The 17,892-nt window shown below is 72.8% G+C and carries 21 protein-coding genes; 11 read left to right on the forward strand and 10 right to left on the reverse strand.

The genetic code is table 11. The features are described from left to right. Nucleotides 1-63 precede the first annotated feature (63 nt). Nucleotides 64-1,146, forward strand: a complete 1,083-nt coding sequence (locus Mhypo_RS02915) for an LLM class flavin-dependent oxidoreductase (protein ID WP_119339823.1) — start codon at nt 64-66, stop codon at nt 1,144-1,146. Between the two features lie 134 nt (nt 1,147-1,280). Then, the gene (locus Mhypo_RS02920) at nt 1,281-1,565 is read left to right on the forward strand and encodes a hypothetical protein (RefSeq protein ID WP_119339824.1); all 285 of its coding nucleotides are present in this window, start codon (nt 1,281-1,283) and stop codon (nt 1,563-1,565) included. A 19-nt stretch (nt 1,566-1,584) separates the two neighbouring features. Here Mhypo_RS02920 and Mhypo_RS02925 read toward each other — a convergent pair whose 3' ends face one another. From Mhypo_RS02925 to Mhypo_RS02950, 6 genes are all read right to left on the reverse strand, one after another. Further along, nucleotides 1,585-2,097, reverse strand: coding sequence for a hypothetical protein (locus Mhypo_RS02925; protein WP_119339825.1), 513 nt, complete (start codon nt 2,095-2,097; stop codon nt 1,585-1,587). 139 nt (nt 2,098-2,236) lie between these two features. Further along, nucleotides 2,237-4,126, reverse strand: coding sequence for a PAS domain-containing sensor histidine kinase (locus tag Mhypo_RS02930; RefSeq protein ID WP_119339826.1), 1,890 nt, complete (start codon nt 4,124-4,126; stop codon nt 2,237-2,239). A gap of 84 nt (nt 4,127-4,210) precedes the next feature. Beyond that, complete coding sequence (locus Mhypo_RS02935; RefSeq protein WP_119339827.1) at nt 4,211-5,260, reverse strand: glycosyltransferase family 2 protein; 1,050 nt, start codon at nt 5,258-5,260, stop codon at nt 4,211-4,213. Then, nucleotides 5,257-5,916, reverse strand: a complete 660-nt coding sequence (locus tag Mhypo_RS02940) for a lysophospholipid acyltransferase family protein (RefSeq protein ID WP_119339828.1) — start codon at nt 5,914-5,916, stop codon at nt 5,257-5,259. The genes Mhypo_RS02935 and Mhypo_RS02940 overlap by 4 nt, the downstream gene beginning before the upstream one ends. Before the next feature lie 28 nt (nt 5,917-5,944). Further along, nucleotides 5,945-6,316: an ArsR/SmtB family transcription factor gene (locus Mhypo_RS02945; protein ID WP_119339829.1), complete on the reverse strand. Its 372-nt coding sequence runs from the start codon at nt 6,314-6,316 to the stop codon at nt 5,945-5,947. Nucleotides 6,317-6,357: 41 nt separating this feature from the next. Then, nucleotides 6,358-8,541, reverse strand: a complete 2,184-nt coding sequence (locus Mhypo_RS02950; protein WP_119339830.1) for a heavy metal translocating P-type ATPase — start codon at nt 8,539-8,541, stop codon at nt 6,358-6,360. Between the two features lie 296 nt (nt 8,542-8,837). Between Mhypo_RS02950 and Mhypo_RS02955 the strand changes: the two genes are divergently transcribed. The 9 genes from Mhypo_RS02955 to Mhypo_RS02995 all read left to right on the forward strand — a co-directional run bounded on the left by Mhypo_RS02955 (nt 8,838) and on the right by Mhypo_RS02995 (nt 14,609). Then, nucleotides 8,838-9,269: a rhodanese-like domain-containing protein gene (locus Mhypo_RS02955; RefSeq protein WP_081698386.1), complete on the forward strand. Its 432-nt coding sequence runs from the start codon at nt 8,838-8,840 to the stop codon at nt 9,267-9,269. Continuing rightward, the gene (locus tag Mhypo_RS02960) at nt 9,266-10,078 is read left to right on the forward strand and encodes a TlpA family protein disulfide reductase (protein ID WP_027887987.1); all 813 of its coding nucleotides are present in this window, start codon (nt 9,266-9,268) and stop codon (nt 10,076-10,078) included. Before Mhypo_RS02955 ends, Mhypo_RS02960 begins: the two co-directional genes overlap by 4 nt. Nucleotides 10,079-10,156: 78 nt before the next feature. Further along, nucleotides 10,157-10,459 (forward strand): metal-sensitive transcriptional regulator, encoded by a 303-nt coding sequence (locus tag Mhypo_RS02965; RefSeq protein ID WP_223299566.1) that lies wholly within the window; start codon nt 10,157-10,159, stop codon nt 10,457-10,459. 218 nt (nt 10,460-10,677) lie between these two features. Next, nucleotides 10,678-12,120 (forward strand): rhodanese-like domain-containing protein, encoded by a 1,443-nt coding sequence (locus tag Mhypo_RS02970; protein ID WP_119339831.1) that lies wholly within the window; start codon nt 10,678-10,680, stop codon nt 12,118-12,120. Nucleotides 12,121-12,178: 58 nt separating this feature from the next. Further along, nucleotides 12,179-12,493 carry a rhodanese-like domain-containing protein gene (locus Mhypo_RS02975; RefSeq protein WP_036197007.1) on the forward strand — a complete coding sequence of 105 codons (315 nt, stop codon included), beginning with the start codon at nt 12,179-12,181 and terminating at the stop codon, nt 12,491-12,493. Nucleotides 12,494-12,509: 16 nt separating this feature from the next. Then, on the forward strand, nt 12,510-13,172 hold the full coding sequence (locus Mhypo_RS02980; protein WP_027887983.1) for a rhodanese-like domain-containing protein: 663 nt from the start codon (nt 12,510-12,512) through the stop codon (nt 13,170-13,172). Continuing rightward, the gene (locus Mhypo_RS02985; protein ID WP_027893383.1) at nt 13,169-13,507 is read left to right on the forward strand and encodes a rhodanese-like domain-containing protein; all 339 of its coding nucleotides are present in this window, start codon (nt 13,169-13,171) and stop codon (nt 13,505-13,507) included. Before Mhypo_RS02980 ends, Mhypo_RS02985 begins: the two co-directional genes overlap by 4 nt. An 8-nt stretch (nt 13,508-13,515) precedes the next feature. Continuing rightward, on the forward strand, nt 13,516-13,848 hold the full coding sequence (locus Mhypo_RS02990) for a rhodanese-like domain-containing protein (RefSeq protein ID WP_036219455.1): 333 nt from the start codon (nt 13,516-13,518) through the stop codon (nt 13,846-13,848). Next, complete coding sequence (locus Mhypo_RS02995; RefSeq protein ID WP_119339832.1) at nt 13,839-14,609, forward strand: sulfite exporter TauE/SafE family protein; 771 nt, start codon at nt 13,839-13,841, stop codon at nt 14,607-14,609. The genes Mhypo_RS02990 and Mhypo_RS02995 overlap by 10 nt, the downstream gene beginning before the upstream one ends. A 12-nt stretch (nt 14,610-14,621) precedes the next feature. Here Mhypo_RS02995 and Mhypo_RS03000 read toward each other — a convergent pair whose 3' ends face one another. The 4 genes from Mhypo_RS03000 to Mhypo_RS03015 all read right to left on the reverse strand — a co-directional run bounded on the left by Mhypo_RS03000 (nt 14,622) and on the right by Mhypo_RS03015 (nt 17,754). After that, on the reverse strand, nt 14,622-15,086 hold the full coding sequence (locus Mhypo_RS03000; protein ID WP_027893386.1) for an MOSC domain-containing protein: 465 nt from the start codon (nt 15,084-15,086) through the stop codon (nt 14,622-14,624). A gap of 1 nt (nt 15,087) precedes the next feature. Next, nucleotides 15,088-15,765 carry a c-type cytochrome gene (locus tag Mhypo_RS18015; RefSeq protein WP_276309737.1) on the reverse strand — a complete coding sequence of 226 codons (678 nt, stop codon included), beginning with the start codon at nt 15,763-15,765 and terminating at the stop codon, nt 15,088-15,090. A gap of 26 nt (nt 15,766-15,791) precedes the next feature. Then, on the reverse strand, nt 15,792-16,892 hold the full coding sequence (locus Mhypo_RS03010; protein WP_307724522.1) for a sulfite oxidase: 1,101 nt from the start codon (nt 16,890-16,892) through the stop codon (nt 15,792-15,794). A 571-nt stretch (nt 16,893-17,463) separates the two neighbouring features. Beyond that, nucleotides 17,464-17,754, reverse strand: a complete 291-nt coding sequence (locus tag Mhypo_RS03015) for a GGDEF domain-containing protein (RefSeq protein WP_240637086.1) — start codon at nt 17,752-17,754, stop codon at nt 17,464-17,466. Nucleotides 17,755-17,892 lie beyond the last annotated feature (138 nt).

The raw sequence follows: 17,892 nt of genomic DNA on the forward strand, positions 1-17,892 counted from the left end.
GGGCTCGAGGGCATGGTGACTTGGTTTGGATTCCATCGCGCTATGGAGATTATAGTTAGGCCCATGGAGCCTCAGCCCTTCGAGATCGGCCTCTACTCCTTCGCCGAGAACACCCCCGACCCCTACACCGGCGCGACCCAGGACCCCGCCCGGCGCCTGCGCGACCTCGTCGAGAGCGCACAGCTCGCCGACCAGGTGGGCCTCGACGTCTTCGGGCTCGGCGAGCACCACCGCGCCGAGTACCTTTCCTCCACCCCGGCGACCATCCTGGCCGCCATCGCCGAGCGCACCCGGCGGATCCGGCTGACCAGCGCGGTGAGCGTGTTGAGCTCCGACGACCCCGTGCGGGTGTTCCAGCAGTTCGCCACGCTGGACCTGCTCTCGGGCGGGCGGGCCGAGGTCATGGCGGGGCGGGGCTCGTTCGTCGAGTCCTTCCCGCTCTTCGGCTACGACCTCGACGACTACGACGAGCTGTTCGAGGAGAAGCTGGGGCTGCTGCTGGAGCTGCGCGCCGCCGAGCGCGTGACCTGGTCGGGCCGGCACCGCCCGCCCCTGGCCGACCAGCCGGTATACCCCCGCCCCCTGCAGGACCCCCTGCCCGTGTGGGTGGCCGTGGGCGGCACGCCGGCGTCGGTGGTGCGGGCCGCGTCGCTGGGCCTGCCGATGGCCCTGGCCATCATCGGGGGGATGCCCGAGCGCTTCGCGCCGCTGTTCGGGCTGTACCGCCAGGCCGCCCGCGAGGCGGGCCACGACCCGCGGCGGCTCCCCCTGAGCGTCAACTCGCACGGCTTCATCGCCGACGACCCGAAGGAGGCCCTCGAGCTCTCCTACGCCGCGTCCTCCTTCATCATGGACCGCATCGGGCGCGAGCGCGGCTGGCCCCCGCAAAGCCGCGCCCAGTACGAGTTCGCCGCCACCCTGCGCGGGGCCAACTTCGTGGGCCACCCCGAGCAGATCGTCGAGAAGATTCTCTTCCAGCACGGGCTCTTCGGCCACCAGCGCTTCCTGCTGCAGTTGAGCGTGGGCACCCTGCCCCACGCGAAGGTGATGCGGGCCATCGAGCTGCTGGGGACCGAGGTCGCGCCAGTAGTGCGCAAGGAGATCGCCTCGCGCACGGGGGCGAAGCCGGCCGGGGCGGGGCTTTAGGGCCCGGGCTCCCGCGCCGTTGCGCCGCCGTTGCGCCCGGGGGCTAGCCTCGAGCTGCCCGACAGGCCGGAGCGAGCCGGCCCGGCGCAGGGTGCGCCGGGGGGCTCGGCGGCGGGGCGGATGGGGAGGTGCGCATGAAGTGCTCGAGCCTGGCCGCGGCGGTCTCGGCGTTGATCCCGGGCGGCGGCCAGTTCCTCACCGGTCACCACCCCCGCGGGCTGCTGGTCATGGCGGGGGTGCTGCTGCTGGGGGCGCTGTACGCCGGGGCCTCGGCCGCGTACCCCCCCGGCCCGGCCGCCGCGGAGCCCGCCGGGCCGCCGGCGGCGGTGGGGGCCTGCTTCGGGGCGGCCTTCCTGGCGCTGTGGGTGTGGAACGTCTACGACGCCTACTCCCTGGGCCGGGCCGCCGACGCCGCCTGAGCGGGGGGCTCGAGGGCGTTCAGAAGTACTTGCCCAGGTCCACGGCCTCGGTGTAGACGGCCTTGCCCTGGCTGTCGGCGAAGCGCAGGGTCCCGCCGCCGGCGACCTTCCCGTCCCGCACGAGCTCGCTGAGGTCGAAGCTGTAGCTGATGAGCCCCAGGAAGCGCGACTGCGGGCGCGAGCCCTGGACCGAGAAGATGTCGGTGTAGGGCCCGTCCACGTGGGGCTTGGCGGTGTAGGTCTTGCCGCCGACCTCGAGCGTGGCCTCCTTGTACTCGTCGAGGTAGCTGCGCTGGCGGGTGCCGCCCTCCTCGTCCTGGACCCGGGCGTTGCCGTAAGCCCGCACCCACTGCTCGACCTCCTGATCGACGGTGTAGGGGCTGTGGGTGAAGACCACGAAGGTGATCTTGTTCCTGTAGCGCTCCACGACCGCGTTCAGGGCCGCGTCGGTGACGGGCCGGCGCTGGAGGGCCTCGAGGTAGCCGAAGTAGCGGACCCGCTCGTACGGCGTCGCCACGATGATGGCGTCCACCTCCCCGTCCCCCGGCTACTGCCGAAGGCCGGAACCCTGCCAACGGGCCACACCCTCGACCGCGAGCCCGTCACGGCCGGGCGGGTCTACGTAGCCCCGCCCAACCACCACCTCGTGCTCGAGCCGGGGTACGTGCGGCTCACCCGGGGCCCCCGGGAAAACCAGGTGTGCCTGGCTCGAGCGGCAGCCGGACGATGGCGGTGGTGCCCTTGCCGACCTCGCTCTCGAGCCGGATCTCCCCACCGTGCTGCTCCACGACCCACTTGGCGATGGAGAGGCCCAGCCCGGTGCCCCCCGCCTCCCGGCTGCGCGAGGGGTCGGCGCGGTAGAAGCGCTCGAAGACGTGGGGCAGGTCCTCGGGGGCGATGCCGACGCCGGTGTCGCTGACGCGCAGCTCGGCCCAGCCCTCGCCCCTGGCGAGCTCCAGCCGAACCTGCCCACCCTCGGGGGTGTAGATCACCGCGTTCTCCAGCAGGATCAGCGCGAGCTGGTGCAGGCGGTCGGCGTCGCCGGTGAGGGCCACTGCGGGCAGCTCGCCCAGCTCCATGCGGCGCCCCCCGGCCAGGGAACGGGCGGTGGCGAAGGCGGCCTCGAGCACCCGGTCGAGCCGCACCGGCGTCAGCCGCAGCCGCACCCCGGCGTCGCCGCGGGCCAGCGCCAGCATGTCGTTGACCAGGCGCGACAGGCGGGCGGCCTCGCGCGTCACCTCGGCCAGCGCCTCCTCGCGGTCGGCCTTCCTCATGTTCTTGAAGCGGGCCAGGAGCTGGAGGTTGCCCACGATGGCGGTCAGGGGCGCGCGCAGCTCGTGGGCGGCGTCGTTGACGAAGCGCTTCTGGGCCTCCGAGAGCTCGCGGTAGCGCTCCTCGCTCTCCCGCAGGGCCTGCTCGGCCCGCTTGCGCTCGGTGATGTCGCGCGCGACCTTGGAGGCCCCGATGATCCGCCCGCTGGCGTCGCGGACCGGGGAGACGGTGAGCGAGATGTCGATGCGCCGCCCGTCCTTGGTCAGGCGCACCGTCTCGTAGTGCTCCACCCGCTCCCCCGCGCGGATGCGGGCGAGGATCATGTCCTCCTCGTGCTGCCGCTCGGGGGGGATGATCCGGCGGATGGACTGCCCGACCATCTCCCGAGCGCTGTAGCCGAAGATCCGCTCCGCGCTGGCGTTCCAGCTCGTGACGATGCCCTCCAGCGTCTTGCTGGCGATGGCGTCGGTGGAGGAGGTGACGATGGCGGCGAGGTGCGCCGAGGCGGCCTCGGCCTGCCGGTAGCCGGTGACGTCCTCCAAAAGCACCACCGCCCCCCCGTGGCCCCCGGCCAGGGGCCTCACCGTCAGGGCCAGCCAGCGCTCCCCGCGGGGGGTGGGGCAGGGGTACTCCAGCCGGAAGGGGCCGCTCCCGCCGCCCAGCACCGCCCGCACGTGGGCGGCCACCTGCGCCACCCCCTCGGCGTCGAGCCCGTTGGCCCGCGCGCAGACCTCGAGGTAGTCGCGCCCCAGGCAACCCTCCCCGCCCGCCCCGGCGAACTCCCGCCAGGCGCGGTTGACCGCCACGACCCGGCCTTCCGCGTCGAGCACGACGACCTGGGCCTCCAGCGAGTCGAGGACCTCGGCCACCCCCGGCAGGGCCCGTGCGGGGGCCAGCGCGCCGGCGTCGGGGTCGAGCCCGGTGAAGGTGCCCACCCACGCCACCACCCGCCCGTCCACGTGGACCGGCTCGGCGCGGGAGAGGCCCCAGCAGTACTCGCCGTCCCTGCGGCGCAGCCGGTGGCGGTGCTCAAAGGGGGTCTGCCGGTCCACCGCGCGCAGGTAGGCCGCGTAGACCGCCTCGCGGTCGTCGGGGTGGAGGGCCTCGCCGCCGTGCAGCTCCAGCGACTCGGTGAAGGGCAGGCCGGTGTAGGCGCTCCAGCGGCGGTTGACGTAGAGCACCCGCCCCTCGGCGTCGGCCAGGTAGGCCGGGTGGGGGATCAGCTCGCACACCTGCACCAGGCCCAGGCCCTCGAGGGCGGGCGGCAGCTTCGGGCGGAGGGGGTCCATGCTAGGGGCGCACCGTCAGGGTACCGGCGAGTACCTTAGGGGCTCGAGCTGAGTATGGCCTGAGGCGGCGCGCGAGCCCGGCCGTCACGGCCCGGGGTAGACGCGCCCCTTCCAGCGCCGCGGCCCCCACAGCGCCCGCGCGTACACCGGCAGGAGCAGGACGGGGGCCAGGGGGGTGAGGAGGGCGTAGGCCAGCGGGCCCCCGGCCTTGGCCTGGACCAGCAGGCGCTCGAGCACCCCCACCAGCCCCAGCAAAGGTTGGCCCAGCAGCCAGGGGAGGGTGTAGGCAGAGAGGTGGTAGAAGGCCGAGGCCAGCAGCACGGCGCGGCTGCCGTGCAGGGGCAGGAAGTTCTTGCCGAAGCCCTCGACCGCCTCGAGGTAGCCGCGGTACATCCGCACCGACAGCAGCGGCCCGCCCAGCACCAGGTCGAGCCGCATCCCCCGGGCCTTGGCGCGGCGGGCCAGGGCCACGTCCTCCAGCAGCGACCCCTTCACCGAGGCGTGGCCGCCCAGGGCGAGGTAGTCCTCCCGGCGCAGGGCGAGCACCTGGCCGTTGCTCGCGCCCGCCCAGGCGAAGGGCAGGCGCAGCAGGGGGTGGGGGAAGAAGGAGAGCAGGCCGTCGACCACGAAGGGCACCACGGCGGCCTCGAGCACGCCCCCCGTCCTCTGGCGCGGCATCGCCGACAGCAGGCCGCCCCGGTAGCGCCCCAGCAGCGCCGCCAGCGCCCCCTCCTCCCAGCGCACGTCGGCGTCGGTGAAGACCAGCACCTCGCCGCGGGCGGCCTGGGCGAGCTGGTGGCAGGCCCAGTTCTTGCCCACCCAGCCGGGGGGCAGGGGCTCGCCCCGGACCAGGCGCAGCCCGGGGCACCGCGCGGCGAAGGCCTCGACCAAAGCGGGGGTGCCGTCTCGGGACTCGTCGTCGAGGACGACGACCTCGAGCGCCCCCTGGCGCAGGAGGCCGGGCAGGGCGTGGGGCAGGTTGGCGGCCTCGTCGCGCGCGGGGACCAGCAGGGAGACGGCGGGCGGGGCGGGGGCCCGGCCCGGGCGCAGCACCGGGAAGGCGAAGGCGTTGAGCAGCGCCACCAAGAGCCGCAGCGCCAGCAGCAGCAAGACCCCCTGCCAGAACCAGCTCATGGGCGGAAGAGGCGGCTGAGGCGGGCCATGCGCTCGTCCACGCCGCGGGCGCCGCGCAGGAGGGTCCGGAAGCCGGGCAGGGTCTCGCGGGGGTGGGTGCGGGCGTGGAGGGCGTCGAGCTCGGAGAGGGCGCGGGAGAGGCCGGCCTCGAGCGCGGCGGTGGCGGGCTCCACGGGCGGCCCCAGCAGCAGGTAGGCCTCGGGGTGCTCCCAGCCGCGCACGTAGACCCGCAGGGCCAGGGGCACCAGCGGCACCCCGGCCCGCGCGGCGAAGTAGGCGGCCCCCCGCTCCAGCGGCCCCAGCCCGCCCTGCGGGCGCAGCGCCCCCTCGGGGAAGAGGGCCAGGCTCTCCCCTTTCCGCAGGGCGCGCAGGGCCGGGCGCAGCTCGTGGGTGCCCAGTGCCCCCAGCAGGCGCAGGAGGGGGAAGGCCTCGAGGTTCTCCCGCGCGATCATGAGCCGGCCCGGGCAGCGGTGGGCCTGCAGGAGGGCATAGGCCAGGTAGCCGTCGAAGAAGCTGTGGTGGTTGGCCGCCAGCACCAGCGGCCCGCCGGGCAGCTCGCCGCGCAGGTAGACCCCGCGCAGCCGCCGCAGGCTCGAGTAGACCATCCCCCGCAGGACGGGGCGCAGGGCCCGGGCGAAGGGGCGGTCTTCCCTCATGTCTTCAGACCATCGCAGCGGGGCCGGCTCAGCCGGGCTCCTGGGCGTGCTCGAGCGCGCTGCGGATGAGCTCGGTGACGTGGTGGTCCATCAGCCGGTAGTAGGCCATGCGCCCCTCCTTGCGGAAGGCCACCAGCCGCTCCTCCCGCAGCAGCCTTAGCTGGTGGCTCACCGCCGACTCGCTGGTGCCGGTGAGGGCGGCGAGGTCGCACACGCACAGCTCGGTCGCGGCCAGCGCGGCCAGGATGCGCAGCCGGGTGGGGTCGCTCACCGCCTTGAGCAGGCTGCTCGCCCGCGCCACGCGCGCCTCGTCGGGAGCGGCCCGGCGGGCCGTCTCGAGGGCTTCGGGGTGGATGCCCCGCTCCTCGCAGGCGGCGGCTCGGTCTAAAGCGGTCGGCATCGCGATAACCTCGTCTCGAGTATGCCACAGGCCGCGGGCGGCTAGCGGAAGCGCAGCAGCCGCAGCGAGTTCAGCGTGACCAGCGCGGTGGCCCCGGTGTCGGCTAGGACGGCGGGCCACAAACCGGTGATGCCCAGCAGCGTGGTGGCCAGGAACACCGCCTTCAGGCCCAGCGCGAAGGCGATGTTCTGCGCCACGACCCGCATCGTGCCCCGCGAGAGCCGCACCAGCTCGGCTACCCCCCGCACCGAGCCCCGCAGCACGGCGGCGTCGGCGGTCTCGAGGGCCACGTCGGTGCCCCCTCCCATGGCGATGCCCACGTCGGCTTGGGCCAGGGCGGGCGCGTCGTTGATGCCGTCGCCCACCATCGCCACGGGGCCGCCCTGCCCCAGCTCGCCCACGGCGCGGAGCTTGTCCTCGGGCATCAGCTCGGCCCGCACCTCCAGGCCCAGCCCCTCGGCGACGGCCCTGCCCGTGCGGGCGTTGTCGCCGGTGAGCATCACGCAGCGCACCCCCAGGCCCTCCAGCCGGGCCAGCGCCTCGCGGGCGTCGGGCCGCGGCTCGTCCCGCAGGGCGATGAGGCCCAGCGGGGTGGGCGGGTTCAGCAGCACCACCACGGTCTTGCCCTGGAGTTCCATCGCCTCGATCTGCCCGGCTACCTCTGCGGCCAGGGGAGCGAGTTCGGCTGCGTACCTGGGCGAGCCGACCACCAGGGTTCGGCCCTGCACCATGGCTTGTGCCCCCTTGCCCTGGACAGCCTGCTGGTCGCTGGAAGGGGGCAGCGTGGCCCCCACCTCGTCGGCCTTCTCCACGATGGCTTTGGCCAGGGGGTGGGAGGAGCCCTGTTCGACCGCAGCGGCGAGGCCCAGCAGTTCGGCCTCGGAGCCTTCCAGAGCAACCACATCGGTCACCCGGGGCCGCCCCTCGGTGAGGGTGCCGGTCTTGTCGAAGGCGACGGTGCGGACGCGGGCGAGGGTCTCCAGCACCGCGCCCCCCTTGATCAGCAGGCCCCGCCGCGCCCCCGCCGAGATGGCCGAGGTGATGGCCACCGGCACCGAGAGCACCAGCGCGCAGGGGCAGCCGATGAGCAGCAGCGCCAGCGCCTTGTAGAGCCACTCGTGCCAGGCTCCGCCCAGGAACAGGGGGGGCACCACCGCGATCAAGGTCGCGATCGCCAGGACCCCAGGGGTGTAGTAGCGGCTGAAGCGGTCGATGAAGCGGGCGGTGGGGGCTTTGGACCCCTGGGCCTCCTCGACGAGGTGGATGATGCGGGCAATGGTGTTGTCGGAGGGGTCCTTGTCCACCCGCACGGTGAGCACCCCGTCGGTGTTGATGGAGCCAGCAAACACGCGGTCACCGGGGCCCTTGCTGACCGGCACCGATTCTCCGGTCACCGGCGAGTCGTCCAGGGCCGAGAACCCGCTCAGGATGGTGCCGTCGGCGGGGACCCGCCCGCCTGGGCGCACCTGCACCACCTGCCCGACCCGCAGGCTACTGGCGGGGACCTCGCGGGTACGGATGTCCTCCCCTTCCCCCTCGAGGAGGAAGGCGGTCTTGGGGGCCAAGGCGGCCAGGGCTTTGATCCCTGCTCTGGCCCTTCCGGCGGCGATGCCTTCCAGCAGCTCGCCCACCGCAAACAGGAAGACCACCACCGCGGCCTCGGGGGCCTCGCCGATCACGACCGCGCCGATGGCAGCGATGGTGACCAGGGTGTTGATGCCGAAGGGGTTGCCCAGCCTCACCCCCGCCCAGGCCTTGCGGGCCAGCGGCCAGGCCCCGATCAGCGTGGCGGCGACGTAGCCCCAGTGCGCGAGGCGGGGCTCGAGGAAGCCGAAGGCGAAGGCCGCCGCCAGCAGGGCCCCGCTGAGGAGCACCCCGCGCCCCTGGCGGGTGGCGTGCCAGGGCCGGCCCTCGTGCGGGTGGGCGGGGTCAGGCGGGGCCTCGGGGGCGTGCGCTTCCCGCGCCTCGGCGCCGGCGCTGCGCAGGGTCGGCTCGTAGCCCAGCGCGCGGAGGTCGGCCTCGAGCCGCCGGCGCGGCGTGACCGACTCGTCGAGGTTGAGCCGGAGGAGCTGCGTGGCGAAGACCGCCCGGGGGTTGCTGGCGCCGGGGGTCTTGCGGACGAGGGCCTCGATCTTGTTGGCGCAGTCGGCGCAGTCCATCCCCTCGACCCGGTAGCACAGCTCGGGCGCGGGGGGCGCGGGGGGTGCGGGCGTTGGGCGGCTCATCAGGGCTCCTCCTTGAGAACGCGGTTTCAATATCTGAGCAACCGCTCAGCTATAGCAGGAGTCTAGCAATACATGAGCGTTTGTTCAAGTATTGCCGGGCCGATTACGGCTTGCTTTACAGATATATCCCCCCGGGGTATAGTGGAGCGAGGCTCTACGGAGCCCAGAGGAAAAGCCATGGACATGGAGAAGATGCTCCCCGACGAAATCCGCGAACAGGTGCAGCAGGCGCTGGACGGCCGGCCCGGGCGGGCCTTCGTGGAGGCCGTTCTCGAGACCATCGGAGGCGTGCGCTGATGGGCCGCCTGCGCCCCTTCCTGGCCTGCCGGGTGCAGGGCTTCTCGCCGTGCCGGGTGACGCCCTGGCTCCTGGCGGTCCTGGCGGTCCTCATGTTGTTCAACGGCTGCGCCCCCAAGCCGGGCTACAAGGACGTGAGCGTGCAGGAGCTTCGGGCCGCCAGCGAGCCCGGCCGCGTCGTGCTGGACGTGCGCGAGCCCTACGAGTACGCCGAGGGGCACGTGCCGGGGTCCACCCTGCTGCCCCTGGGGCAGGTGGCCGCCCGGGCCGGGCAGCTCCCCAAGGACGCCCCGGTGTACGTGATCTGCCGCAGCGGCAACCGCTCGGTACAGGCCAGCCGGACGCTGGCCGAGCTCGGCTTCAAGGACGTGCGCAACGTGCAGGGCGGCATACTGGCCTGGCAGTCGGCGGGCTATCCTCTGGAGCGATGAGCCTGACCCCCGACGCCCTCCTGCTGGGGCCGCTGGCCCTGAGCTGGCCCAACCTGGCCCTGCTGCTGGGGGCCCTGGCCTTCACCGCGCTGGCGGCGCGCCGGGGCCTGGAGGCCCGGGGGTGGTGGGTGCTGCTGGCGGCGCTCCTGGCGGCCCGGCTGGGGTACGTGCTGGAGCACCTGGGGACCTGGCCCGACCCCGCCTCGGCCCTGCTGGGGGTCGTGGACGTCCGCAGCGGGGGCTGGAGCTGGGCGTGGGGGCTGGCCGGGGGCGCGCTGACGGCCGGGGCCCTGCTGCGCCGGGAGGCCGGCCGGCTCCTGGTCCCCGCCGCCGGCGCGCTCGCCCTGGCCGCGCTCCCGCTCGGGCTCCAGCAGGCGCTGCTGCGCCCCGGCTTGGCCCTCGAGAGCCCGGCCCTCGACGCGCGGCCGCTGGCCTACCTCGAGCCCGGCCGCTCCCAGCCCTCCCCCGCGCGCTTCGGCGACCTGCCCAAGCCCATGCTGCTCAACGTCTGGGCCACCTGGTGCCCGCCCTGCCGCACCGAGATGCCCCTGCTGGCGGAGTACCAGCAGAAGGGCTACCCCGTCGTGCTGCTCAACGCCGGGGAGGGTGCGGGGGCCGTCGAGGGCTTCCTGCGCGAGGCCGGCCTGTCGGCGCGGGTCTTCCTGGACAGCGCCAACCTGCGGGAGAGCTTCCGGGTCAGCGGCCTGCCTACCACCTTGCTGATCGGGGCGGACGGGCGGGTCCTGGCGCGCCACCTCGGCCCCGTCAACCGGGCGCAGCTCGAGGAGCTCCTCCAGCGGCTGCGGTAGACCACCCCCGGCGCGCCCGTGGGATAGACTGATACGCGGGGGATACCCCTGAGGGATACCCAGCCCGCGAGGTGAACCTTGAGTGCCGTTGCGAACCGAACCCGAACCCAGCGCAAGCCCCGGCCCGCTCCCCCGACCAAGGAGCAGGTGCTCAACCGCCTCAAGCGCCTGGAGGGCCAGGTGCGCGGCCTGCAGAAGATGGTCGAGGAGGGCCGCGACTGCCGCGAGATCCTCACCCTGCTCTCCGGCGTGCGCAGCGCCCTCGAGGCCACCGGCGACATCATCTTCGAGACCTACCTCGAGGAGTGCCAGGCCGACTTAGCCAAGGGCCAGGGGGACACGCGGGGCATCGTGGAGGCCGTGCGCCTGCTGCGCCGCTGAGCGGGCGCCACGCGCGGCCGGGGTGGAGGACCTGGATGAGCCGGGCTTTCCGCCCCGGCCCACGCGTGGGCCGGGGTCAGGGTTACGCGAGGGCGGGGGGCTCGAGCCCTGGTGGGAGGCCGTACCGTGCCGCACGACCTCGAGGCCATCCAATACCCCCTAGGGGTACTTGACATATACCCCCCGGGGATATAGCCTTGCGCTTAGGAGGTTTGCTGATGCTGTTTCGACAGATCTACGAGGAAGGGCTGGCTCAAGGCAGCTACTTTATCGGGTGCCAAGCGCAGGGCACGGCCGTGGTGGTAGACCCCCGGCGGGATATCCAGGTTTATCTCGAGGAGGCCCAGAAAAACGGCCTGAAGATCGTGGCCGTCACCGAGACCCACATCCACGCCGACTACCTCTCCGGCGCCCGCGAGCTCGCCAGGGCCACCGGGGCCAAGCTCTACCTCTCCGACGAGGGCGACGAGAACTGGAAGTACAGGGGCCTCGAGGGCTTCGACTACCAGCTCGTCAAAGACGGCGACGAGATCCGGGTCGGCAACGTCACCCTCACCGTGGTTCACACCCCGGGCCATACCCCCGAGCACATCAGCTTTTTGGTACGGGACGGGGCGACCGCGACCGAACCCGGCTTTATCCTGACCGGCGACTCCGTGTTCGTGGGGGATATCGGCCGCCCCGACCTCCTCGAGGAGGCCGCCGGCATCCTGGGCACCGCCGATCCGGGGGCCCGCCGGATGTTTAAGAGCCTGAAGGAGAAGTTCCTCACCCTGCCCGACTACGTGCAGGTGTGGCCCGGCCACGGCGCGGGCAGCGCCTGCGGCAAGGGGCTGGGGGCCGTAGCCAGCACCACCGTGGGCTACGAGCGCCGCTTCGCCTGGTGGGCCGACTACCTGGCTAAGGACGACGAAGCGGGCTTCGTGAGGGCCCTGCTTTCCGGCCAGCCCGAAGCCCCCTACTACTTCGCCCAGATGAAGCGGCTCAACCGCGACGGCATGCCGATCCTGGGGGAGCTCAAGGAACCCCACCCGTTCACCCCCGAGCAGTTCCAGCAAAAGCTGGCCGAGGGGGCTTTGCTGGTGGACACCCGCGACAAGTTCGCCTTCGCCGGGGGGCACCTCGAGGGGGCGATTAACATCCCGGCGGGCAAGAGCTTCTCCACCTGGGCCGGCTGGCTTTTGCCCTACGACCGCGACTTCATCCTGCTGGCCAGCCCCGGGCGGGTGCAGGAGCTGGCCACCCAGCTCGTCCGCATCGGGCTGGACCGGGTGGTGGGGTATATCCCCAGCCTGGACGGCTACGTGCAGGGCGAGTTCGAGACCGTCCCCCAGTTCACCGCCGCCGAGGCCAAGGCGCTGTGGGAGCGGGGCGAGGCGGTCATCCTCGACGTGCGCGCCGCCGACGAGCACCAGGCCCTGCGCATCCCCGGCGCCCTCAACCTCCACGCGGGCCGGGTGATGAAGCACCTGGGCCGCATCCCCAGGGACAAGCCGGTGGTGCTGCACTGCCTGGGCGGCGACCGCTCCTCCACCGCGATCAGCGCCCTGCTGGCCGCCGGCTTCACCAACGTCATCAACCTCACCGGGGGGATCCGGGCCTGGCAGGAGCACGGCTTCCCCACCGAGAAGGGGGAGGCGCGCCAGGCGGTGGGGGCCTGAGGGAAGATTTGCCTGACCCCGAGCCCGCGGGCCCGGGGGTCTCCTGAAGGGACGCACCATGACCCGAAACCTCGACCCCAAGACGGCTTACCGCACCCTCGAGCGCTACCGGGTGGTGGACGTGCGCGAGCCGGAGGAGTGGGCGGAGGGGGTGCTGCCGGGCGCCCTGCGGCTCCCCCTCGGCACCCTCGGGGCCTTGGCCCCGCTCCGCCTCGAGCGCGAAGAGCCGGTGCTGCTGTACTGCCGCAGCGGCAACCGCTCCCAAGAAGCCCTGAAGACCCTCCTGGCGCTGGGCTACCGCAAGGTCTGGCACCTCGAGGGCGGCATCAAGGCCTGGCGCGAGACGGGGATCCCCTGCGCCAACCCGATCTAAACGACGGAGGAGAACCATGTTGACCGTGCCCTACAAGGACATCACCCCCCAACAAGCGCAGGAGCTGCTCGAGGAGAAGGTCCTCTTCGTGGACGTGCGCGAGGCCGAGGAGTTCGCCAACTCCCGCATCCCCGGCGCCAAGCTGGTGCCGCTGTCCGAGTTCGCCGGGCGGGCCGCCGAGCTGCCTGAGGACGAGCCGGTGGTGCTCTACTGCCGCAGCGGGGGCCGCTCGGCGCAGGCGGCGGCCTGGCTGGCGGCCAAGGGCTACGCCCGGGTGCTCAACCTCGACGGGGGCATCCTGGCGTGGTACCGCGCCGGGCTGCCCTTGGACACCGTCCCGGTGGAGGTGACCTACCGCGAGACCGCCTTCACCGAGCTCACCCCGCACGAGGCCAAGGCCTGGGTGGACGCAGGGGCCTACGTCGTGGACGTGCGCGAGCCCTACGAGTACGCCATGGGGCACCTGCCGGGCGCGGTCAACGTCCCGCTGGGGCGCTTCGTGGCCCAGGCCGGGCAGTTGCCCAAAGGCCGCAAGATCCTGCTGGCCTGCGCCTCGGGCAACCGCTCCTCCCAGGCCGCGGCCTACCTGGTGGGCCAGGGCTTCGGCAAGGAGCTCGTGGGCAACCTCGAGGGCGGCACCTACGGCTGGATGAGCGCGGGCTTCGAGGTGGAGCGTTGATCGGCTGGCTCAAGAAGGCGCTCGGCGGCCCCGCCCCCGGCCGCCTCTCCCCCGCCGAGGCCCGGCAGAAGCTCGAGGCCGGCGCCCTCCTCCTCGACGTGCGCACGCCGCCGGAGCGCAAGGAGGCCAAGATCCCCGGCTCGCAGGCCCTGCCGCTGGACAGGCTGGCCGCCGAGTGGGAGAAGCTGCCCAGGGACAAGGAGATCATCTGCCAGTGCCGCAGCGGCAGCCGCAGCGCTACGGCGGCGCGCTTCCTGGCGTCTAAGGGCTTCAAGGCCTACAACCTGGCGGGGGGCCTCGAGGCCTGGAGGCGGGCGGGGCTGCCCGTAAAGTGACCAGGGCCATGTACCAGGACGTCTTCCCCAACGAACTCTCGCTCTGGACGCGCCGCGGGGCGACCCTTCTGGACGTGCGCGAGCCACAGGAGTACGCCCAGGGGCACGTGCCCGGCTCGCTCAACGTCCCGCTGGGGGAGCTGCTGGGGCGCCTCGGCGAGATCCGGGGCCCCGTCGTGACGGTCTGCGCCTCCGGCAGCCGCGCCGCGCTCGCCGCCGAGGTGCTGGGCTACGAGGGCTTCGCGGAGGTGGGCCGGCTGCTGGGGGGCATCCAGGGCTACGCCCGGCACGGCTACCCCCTGGCGGGGCGCCTTGCGCCCGCGGAGGCCGCATGCTCCTAGCCTGGGCCGGCGCGGTGCTGGTCGGGATCGCCCTGGGGATGCTGGGCTCGGGGGGCTCCATCCTCACCGTGCCCATCCTGGTCTATCTGGTGGGCGAGCCCGAGAAGCTGGCCGTCGCGGAGTCGCTGGCCGTGGTGGGCCTCATCGCCCTGGTGGGGGCCCTCCCCTACGGCCTGCGGCGCCAGATCGACTGGGCCAGCGTGGTCTGGTTCGGCCTGCCGGGGATGGCCGGGACCTACCTGGGGGCCTACTTCTCCCAGTGGGTGCCCGGCGTGTGGCAGCTCGGGCTCTTCGCGCTGGTGATGCTGCTGGCCGCCTACTTCATGTTCCGCCCGCAGAAGCTCCCCGGGCAGCCCCGCCCCCGCGAGCGCTCCCCCCTCAAGATCGTGCTCGAGGGCCTGGGCGTGGGCGTCCTCACCGGGCTGGTCGGGGTGGGCGGGGGCTTCCTGATCGTGCCGGCGCTGGTGCTCTTGGGGGGCCTGCCCATGCACCTGGCGGTGGGCACCAGCCTGCTCGTCGTCGCGCTGAAGTCGGGGGTGGGCTTCTACAAGTACCTGCACCTGCTGCCCGCGCAGGGCTACAGCGTCCACTGGGACGTCGTGCTGCTCTTCGCGGCCTTGGGGGTCGCGGGGAGCTTCCTGGGCGGGCGCATCGCCGCGGGCATCCCCCAGCTCGGCCTGCGGCGCGGCTTCGCGGGCTTTCTGGTGCTGATGGGGGCCTTCATCCTGTGGCAGAGCCTGCCCAGGTTCTTGCACGGCTGATACCCGATTCGGTCAGTTCGTTCGCCCAGCCAACGCCAGGTCGTCCTCGAGGGCCTGCACCTCGACCGGGTCGTCCGGGCGCACGACCCCCCCGCGCAGCACCCGCGCGTACACCCCCCGCCCCCGGTACAGCAGCCGGGGGAGGCGGGGGTCCAGGCGGGTGAGCGCGGCACAGACCGGGCAGACGGCGACCAGCTCCAAAAGCGCCCCGCCCGCCTCGAGCCGCCGCCCCACCCAGGCGTGGGGGTCGAGGTCGAGCAGCAGGTTCTCCCCCAAAGCGCCGTAGGGCAGCGCGACCCCGGCCTCCAGGGCGCGGCGGTAGCTCCCAACCCCTGCCACCAGCACCGCCCGCCTCGGGTCGCCGCCGGCGTGCCGGTCGCCCACGGCGCCGTAGCCGGCGACCAGCCGCAGCTCCCCCACCCCGGCCTTGGGCAGCCCCGGCCGCTCGCCCACGTGCAGCGAAAGGACCCGTCCCATGCTACTTCAGCCCCAGCTTGGCCCGCTGTGCGTAGACCTGCTGCGGGGTGAGGGGCCGGCGCAGGGCCCGGACCTCCTCGGCGGTGTAGGGCTTGAAGTCTTTGAGCAGCGCGGCGTTGCCCCAGCTCGAGGCCACGTGGTTGAGCACCGCCGCCACCTGCGCGTCGCTGAGCGAGGCGAAGGCGGGCATGGGGGTGTTGTAGGCGACGCCCTCGACCTCGATCGGGCCCTGCAGGCCGCCCAGCACCACCAGCGGCAGATACGCCCGCCCGCCGGGGGCCGCCAGGATGGCGGGGACGTGCCGGGCCAGGGGCGGGAAGGCCCCCGGGACCCCGGCCCCGTTGGCCTGGTGGCAGCCCTGGCACGCCGCGTACACCTTAGCCCCCTCGTCGGCGGGGGCCGGGGCGGCCTGCGCGGCCTCCTTGCCGAAGTGGGTCGCCAGGTACGCCACGACCACCTTGCGCTCGGCGTCGTCGAGCCGGGCCCCGTTGCCGATCATGCTGCCCACCACCGCGTCCCACTCGGCGGCGCTGAGGCGGTTGCTGGTGATGACCTCCAGCCCGTGGCAGACGCTGCAGCGCTGCTCCACCAACGCCTTGCCCTCGCCCTGCGGCAGCCCCTGGGCCATCACCCAGGCCAGGGCGAGGGCCGCCCCGGCCGCGGCCGCGAGCCACTTCACGCGTGAAGAACCCATAGCCAAAGCCCTCAGCCCACCTTGATCTTGACCTTGTCCACCGCGTTCCACTCGTAGCCGTTGGGGTTCCACAGGATCGCCCCGTCGACGGGCTGGCTGCGCCCCAGGGCGTCGGTGGCGCGGGCCCAGACCTCGGTGTCGCCCGTCGCCACCATCACCCGGACGCGCCAGGGGTACCAGCCATACGGCGAGGAGGGCTTCTCGAGGCTGGCCGACTGCCAGCTACGGCCCTGGTTGGTGGAGACCTCGACCCCCGTGATCGGCGCCGAGCCGTCGTTCCAGGCCACGCCCCGCACCTCGATGATGCCGCTGACGCTCTGGCCCTCGGCGGGGCTGAGGATGACGGCCTTGACGTTCTGCCGCCAGTTGGGGCGGCTGTTGTCGAGGGTGAAGGTGAAGGCGCTGCCCACGGGGACGGGGGCTAAGGGCACCCGGTAGCGCGGGATCATGGTGTTGTTGGTCGAGGCGGCGGCCTCGAGGCGCAGCCGGTTGACCCACTTGATGTTGTTGATGCCGTAGTAGCCCGGCACGATCAGCCGCAGCGGCCCCCCGTGCACGGTGGGCAGCGGCTCGCCGTTCATCTCGTAGGCCAGCAGGGCGCTGGCGAGCACGTCGCGCAGGGGGACGCTGCGCTCGATGTCGGGGGCCTGGGGGTTGGCGGGCTGGTCGGCCCCCTCGGCGGTGAGGAAGAGGGCCTCGGGCTTGACCCCGGCGCCCTCCAGCACCGCCGAGAGCTTCACCCCTTTCCAGCGCACGTTGGCCAGCGAGCCCCGCTCCCACTGGGCCCCGCTGGCGCGGGCGTACCGGGAGAAGAAGCTGCGGCCGTTGCCCGAGCACTGCAGCACCATCTCGAGCTCGGTGGCGGGCAGCCCCTTGAGCTCGGAGAGGCGCAGGGTGAGGGGCTTGTCCACCAGGCCCACCACCTCCACCGTCCACTCTTCGGCCCTGGGGGGCTCGGTGGTGAGCTGCATGCCCGGGGGCACCCCCTGGTTGTTGCGGATGTACATGATGTTCTTGGGCGTGTAGCGGTGCTCGCGCAGCAGGGCGACGGGGGTCTCGAGCTCGACCGGGTTGGTGTTGCGCACGATCAGGCCGGGGTCCTTGCCCGCCACCAGGGCGTCGGCGGTGGGGTTCTGCTGGGCGGCGGCGAGGCCCGCCAGGCCGGGGACCGTGCTCAGGCTCGCGGCGGCGATTCCGGTCTTCCTGAGGAATTCCCTGCGAATTCCCTGCGGTTGATCCGGGCCAGTAGGTCATGCTTCTCGTCCTGCATGTCCACACCTCCTGCGCTGGGGCTGCCCGTACCGGCGCGTATACCGATATCGGGTATGTTTGGGGTTCTCGAGTCTACATCGTAGGGGTCTAGAAGGAAAAAGGCAAGGGCACCGCGGAGTGAGATTTTTCACGGGGCCCGGCCCGGGATATTTCCAAGAGGTATGACGCTTGTGCGACGGGATGATCACGCCGAATGCGTGAGGGTTTTTCCGCTCGAGGCGCCCCGGTCGCGCCCCTACCGCGTTGGCGGCCATACCCCCCGGCGGTATAAACGGGGTGCCCGAACAAAGGCCCCTGTAGGCGCAGGCGCAACCCGCCGTTTCCGACCGTAGTTTTCTGGCCGTTCCCCTGCGGACGGCCGAGGGGGTCATCTCCCCCAGCCCCTGCGCTTCGAGAGGTTCTGGTCCACAATCATTGTGCCCAGACCGCGACCCCGTGGGTCTTGGCCCGGTACATGCGGTGGTCGGCGGTGCTGAGCAGGACGTCCTCGTCGGTGCCGTCCTCGGGGAAGGCGGCCACCCCCACGTTGACCCCCAGGAGGCGGCCCTCGAGGTCGATCGCCTCGACGTGGCGGGCCAGGCGCTCGGCCGCGCCCACCGCCCCCTCGCGGGGCGTGTGGGGCAGGAGGGCCGCGAACTCGTCGCCGCCCCAGCGGAAGTAGCGGTCGCCGCCGCGGCGCTGGGCCGAGAGCACCTGGGCCACGCGCCGCAGGGCCAGACTTGACCGTTATTCAGGGTTGAGGCTAGATAGAGGCATGAACTTACGCGAAGCCTTAGCCTCATTGGACGATCCACGCTACCAGAACCGGCGCTATCCGCTGTGGGGGGTGGTGGCATTGGT

Source organism: Meiothermus hypogaeus (assembly GCF_003574035.1).
GTDB lineage: Bacteria > Deinococcota > Deinococci > Deinococcales > Thermaceae > Meiothermus > Meiothermus hypogaeus.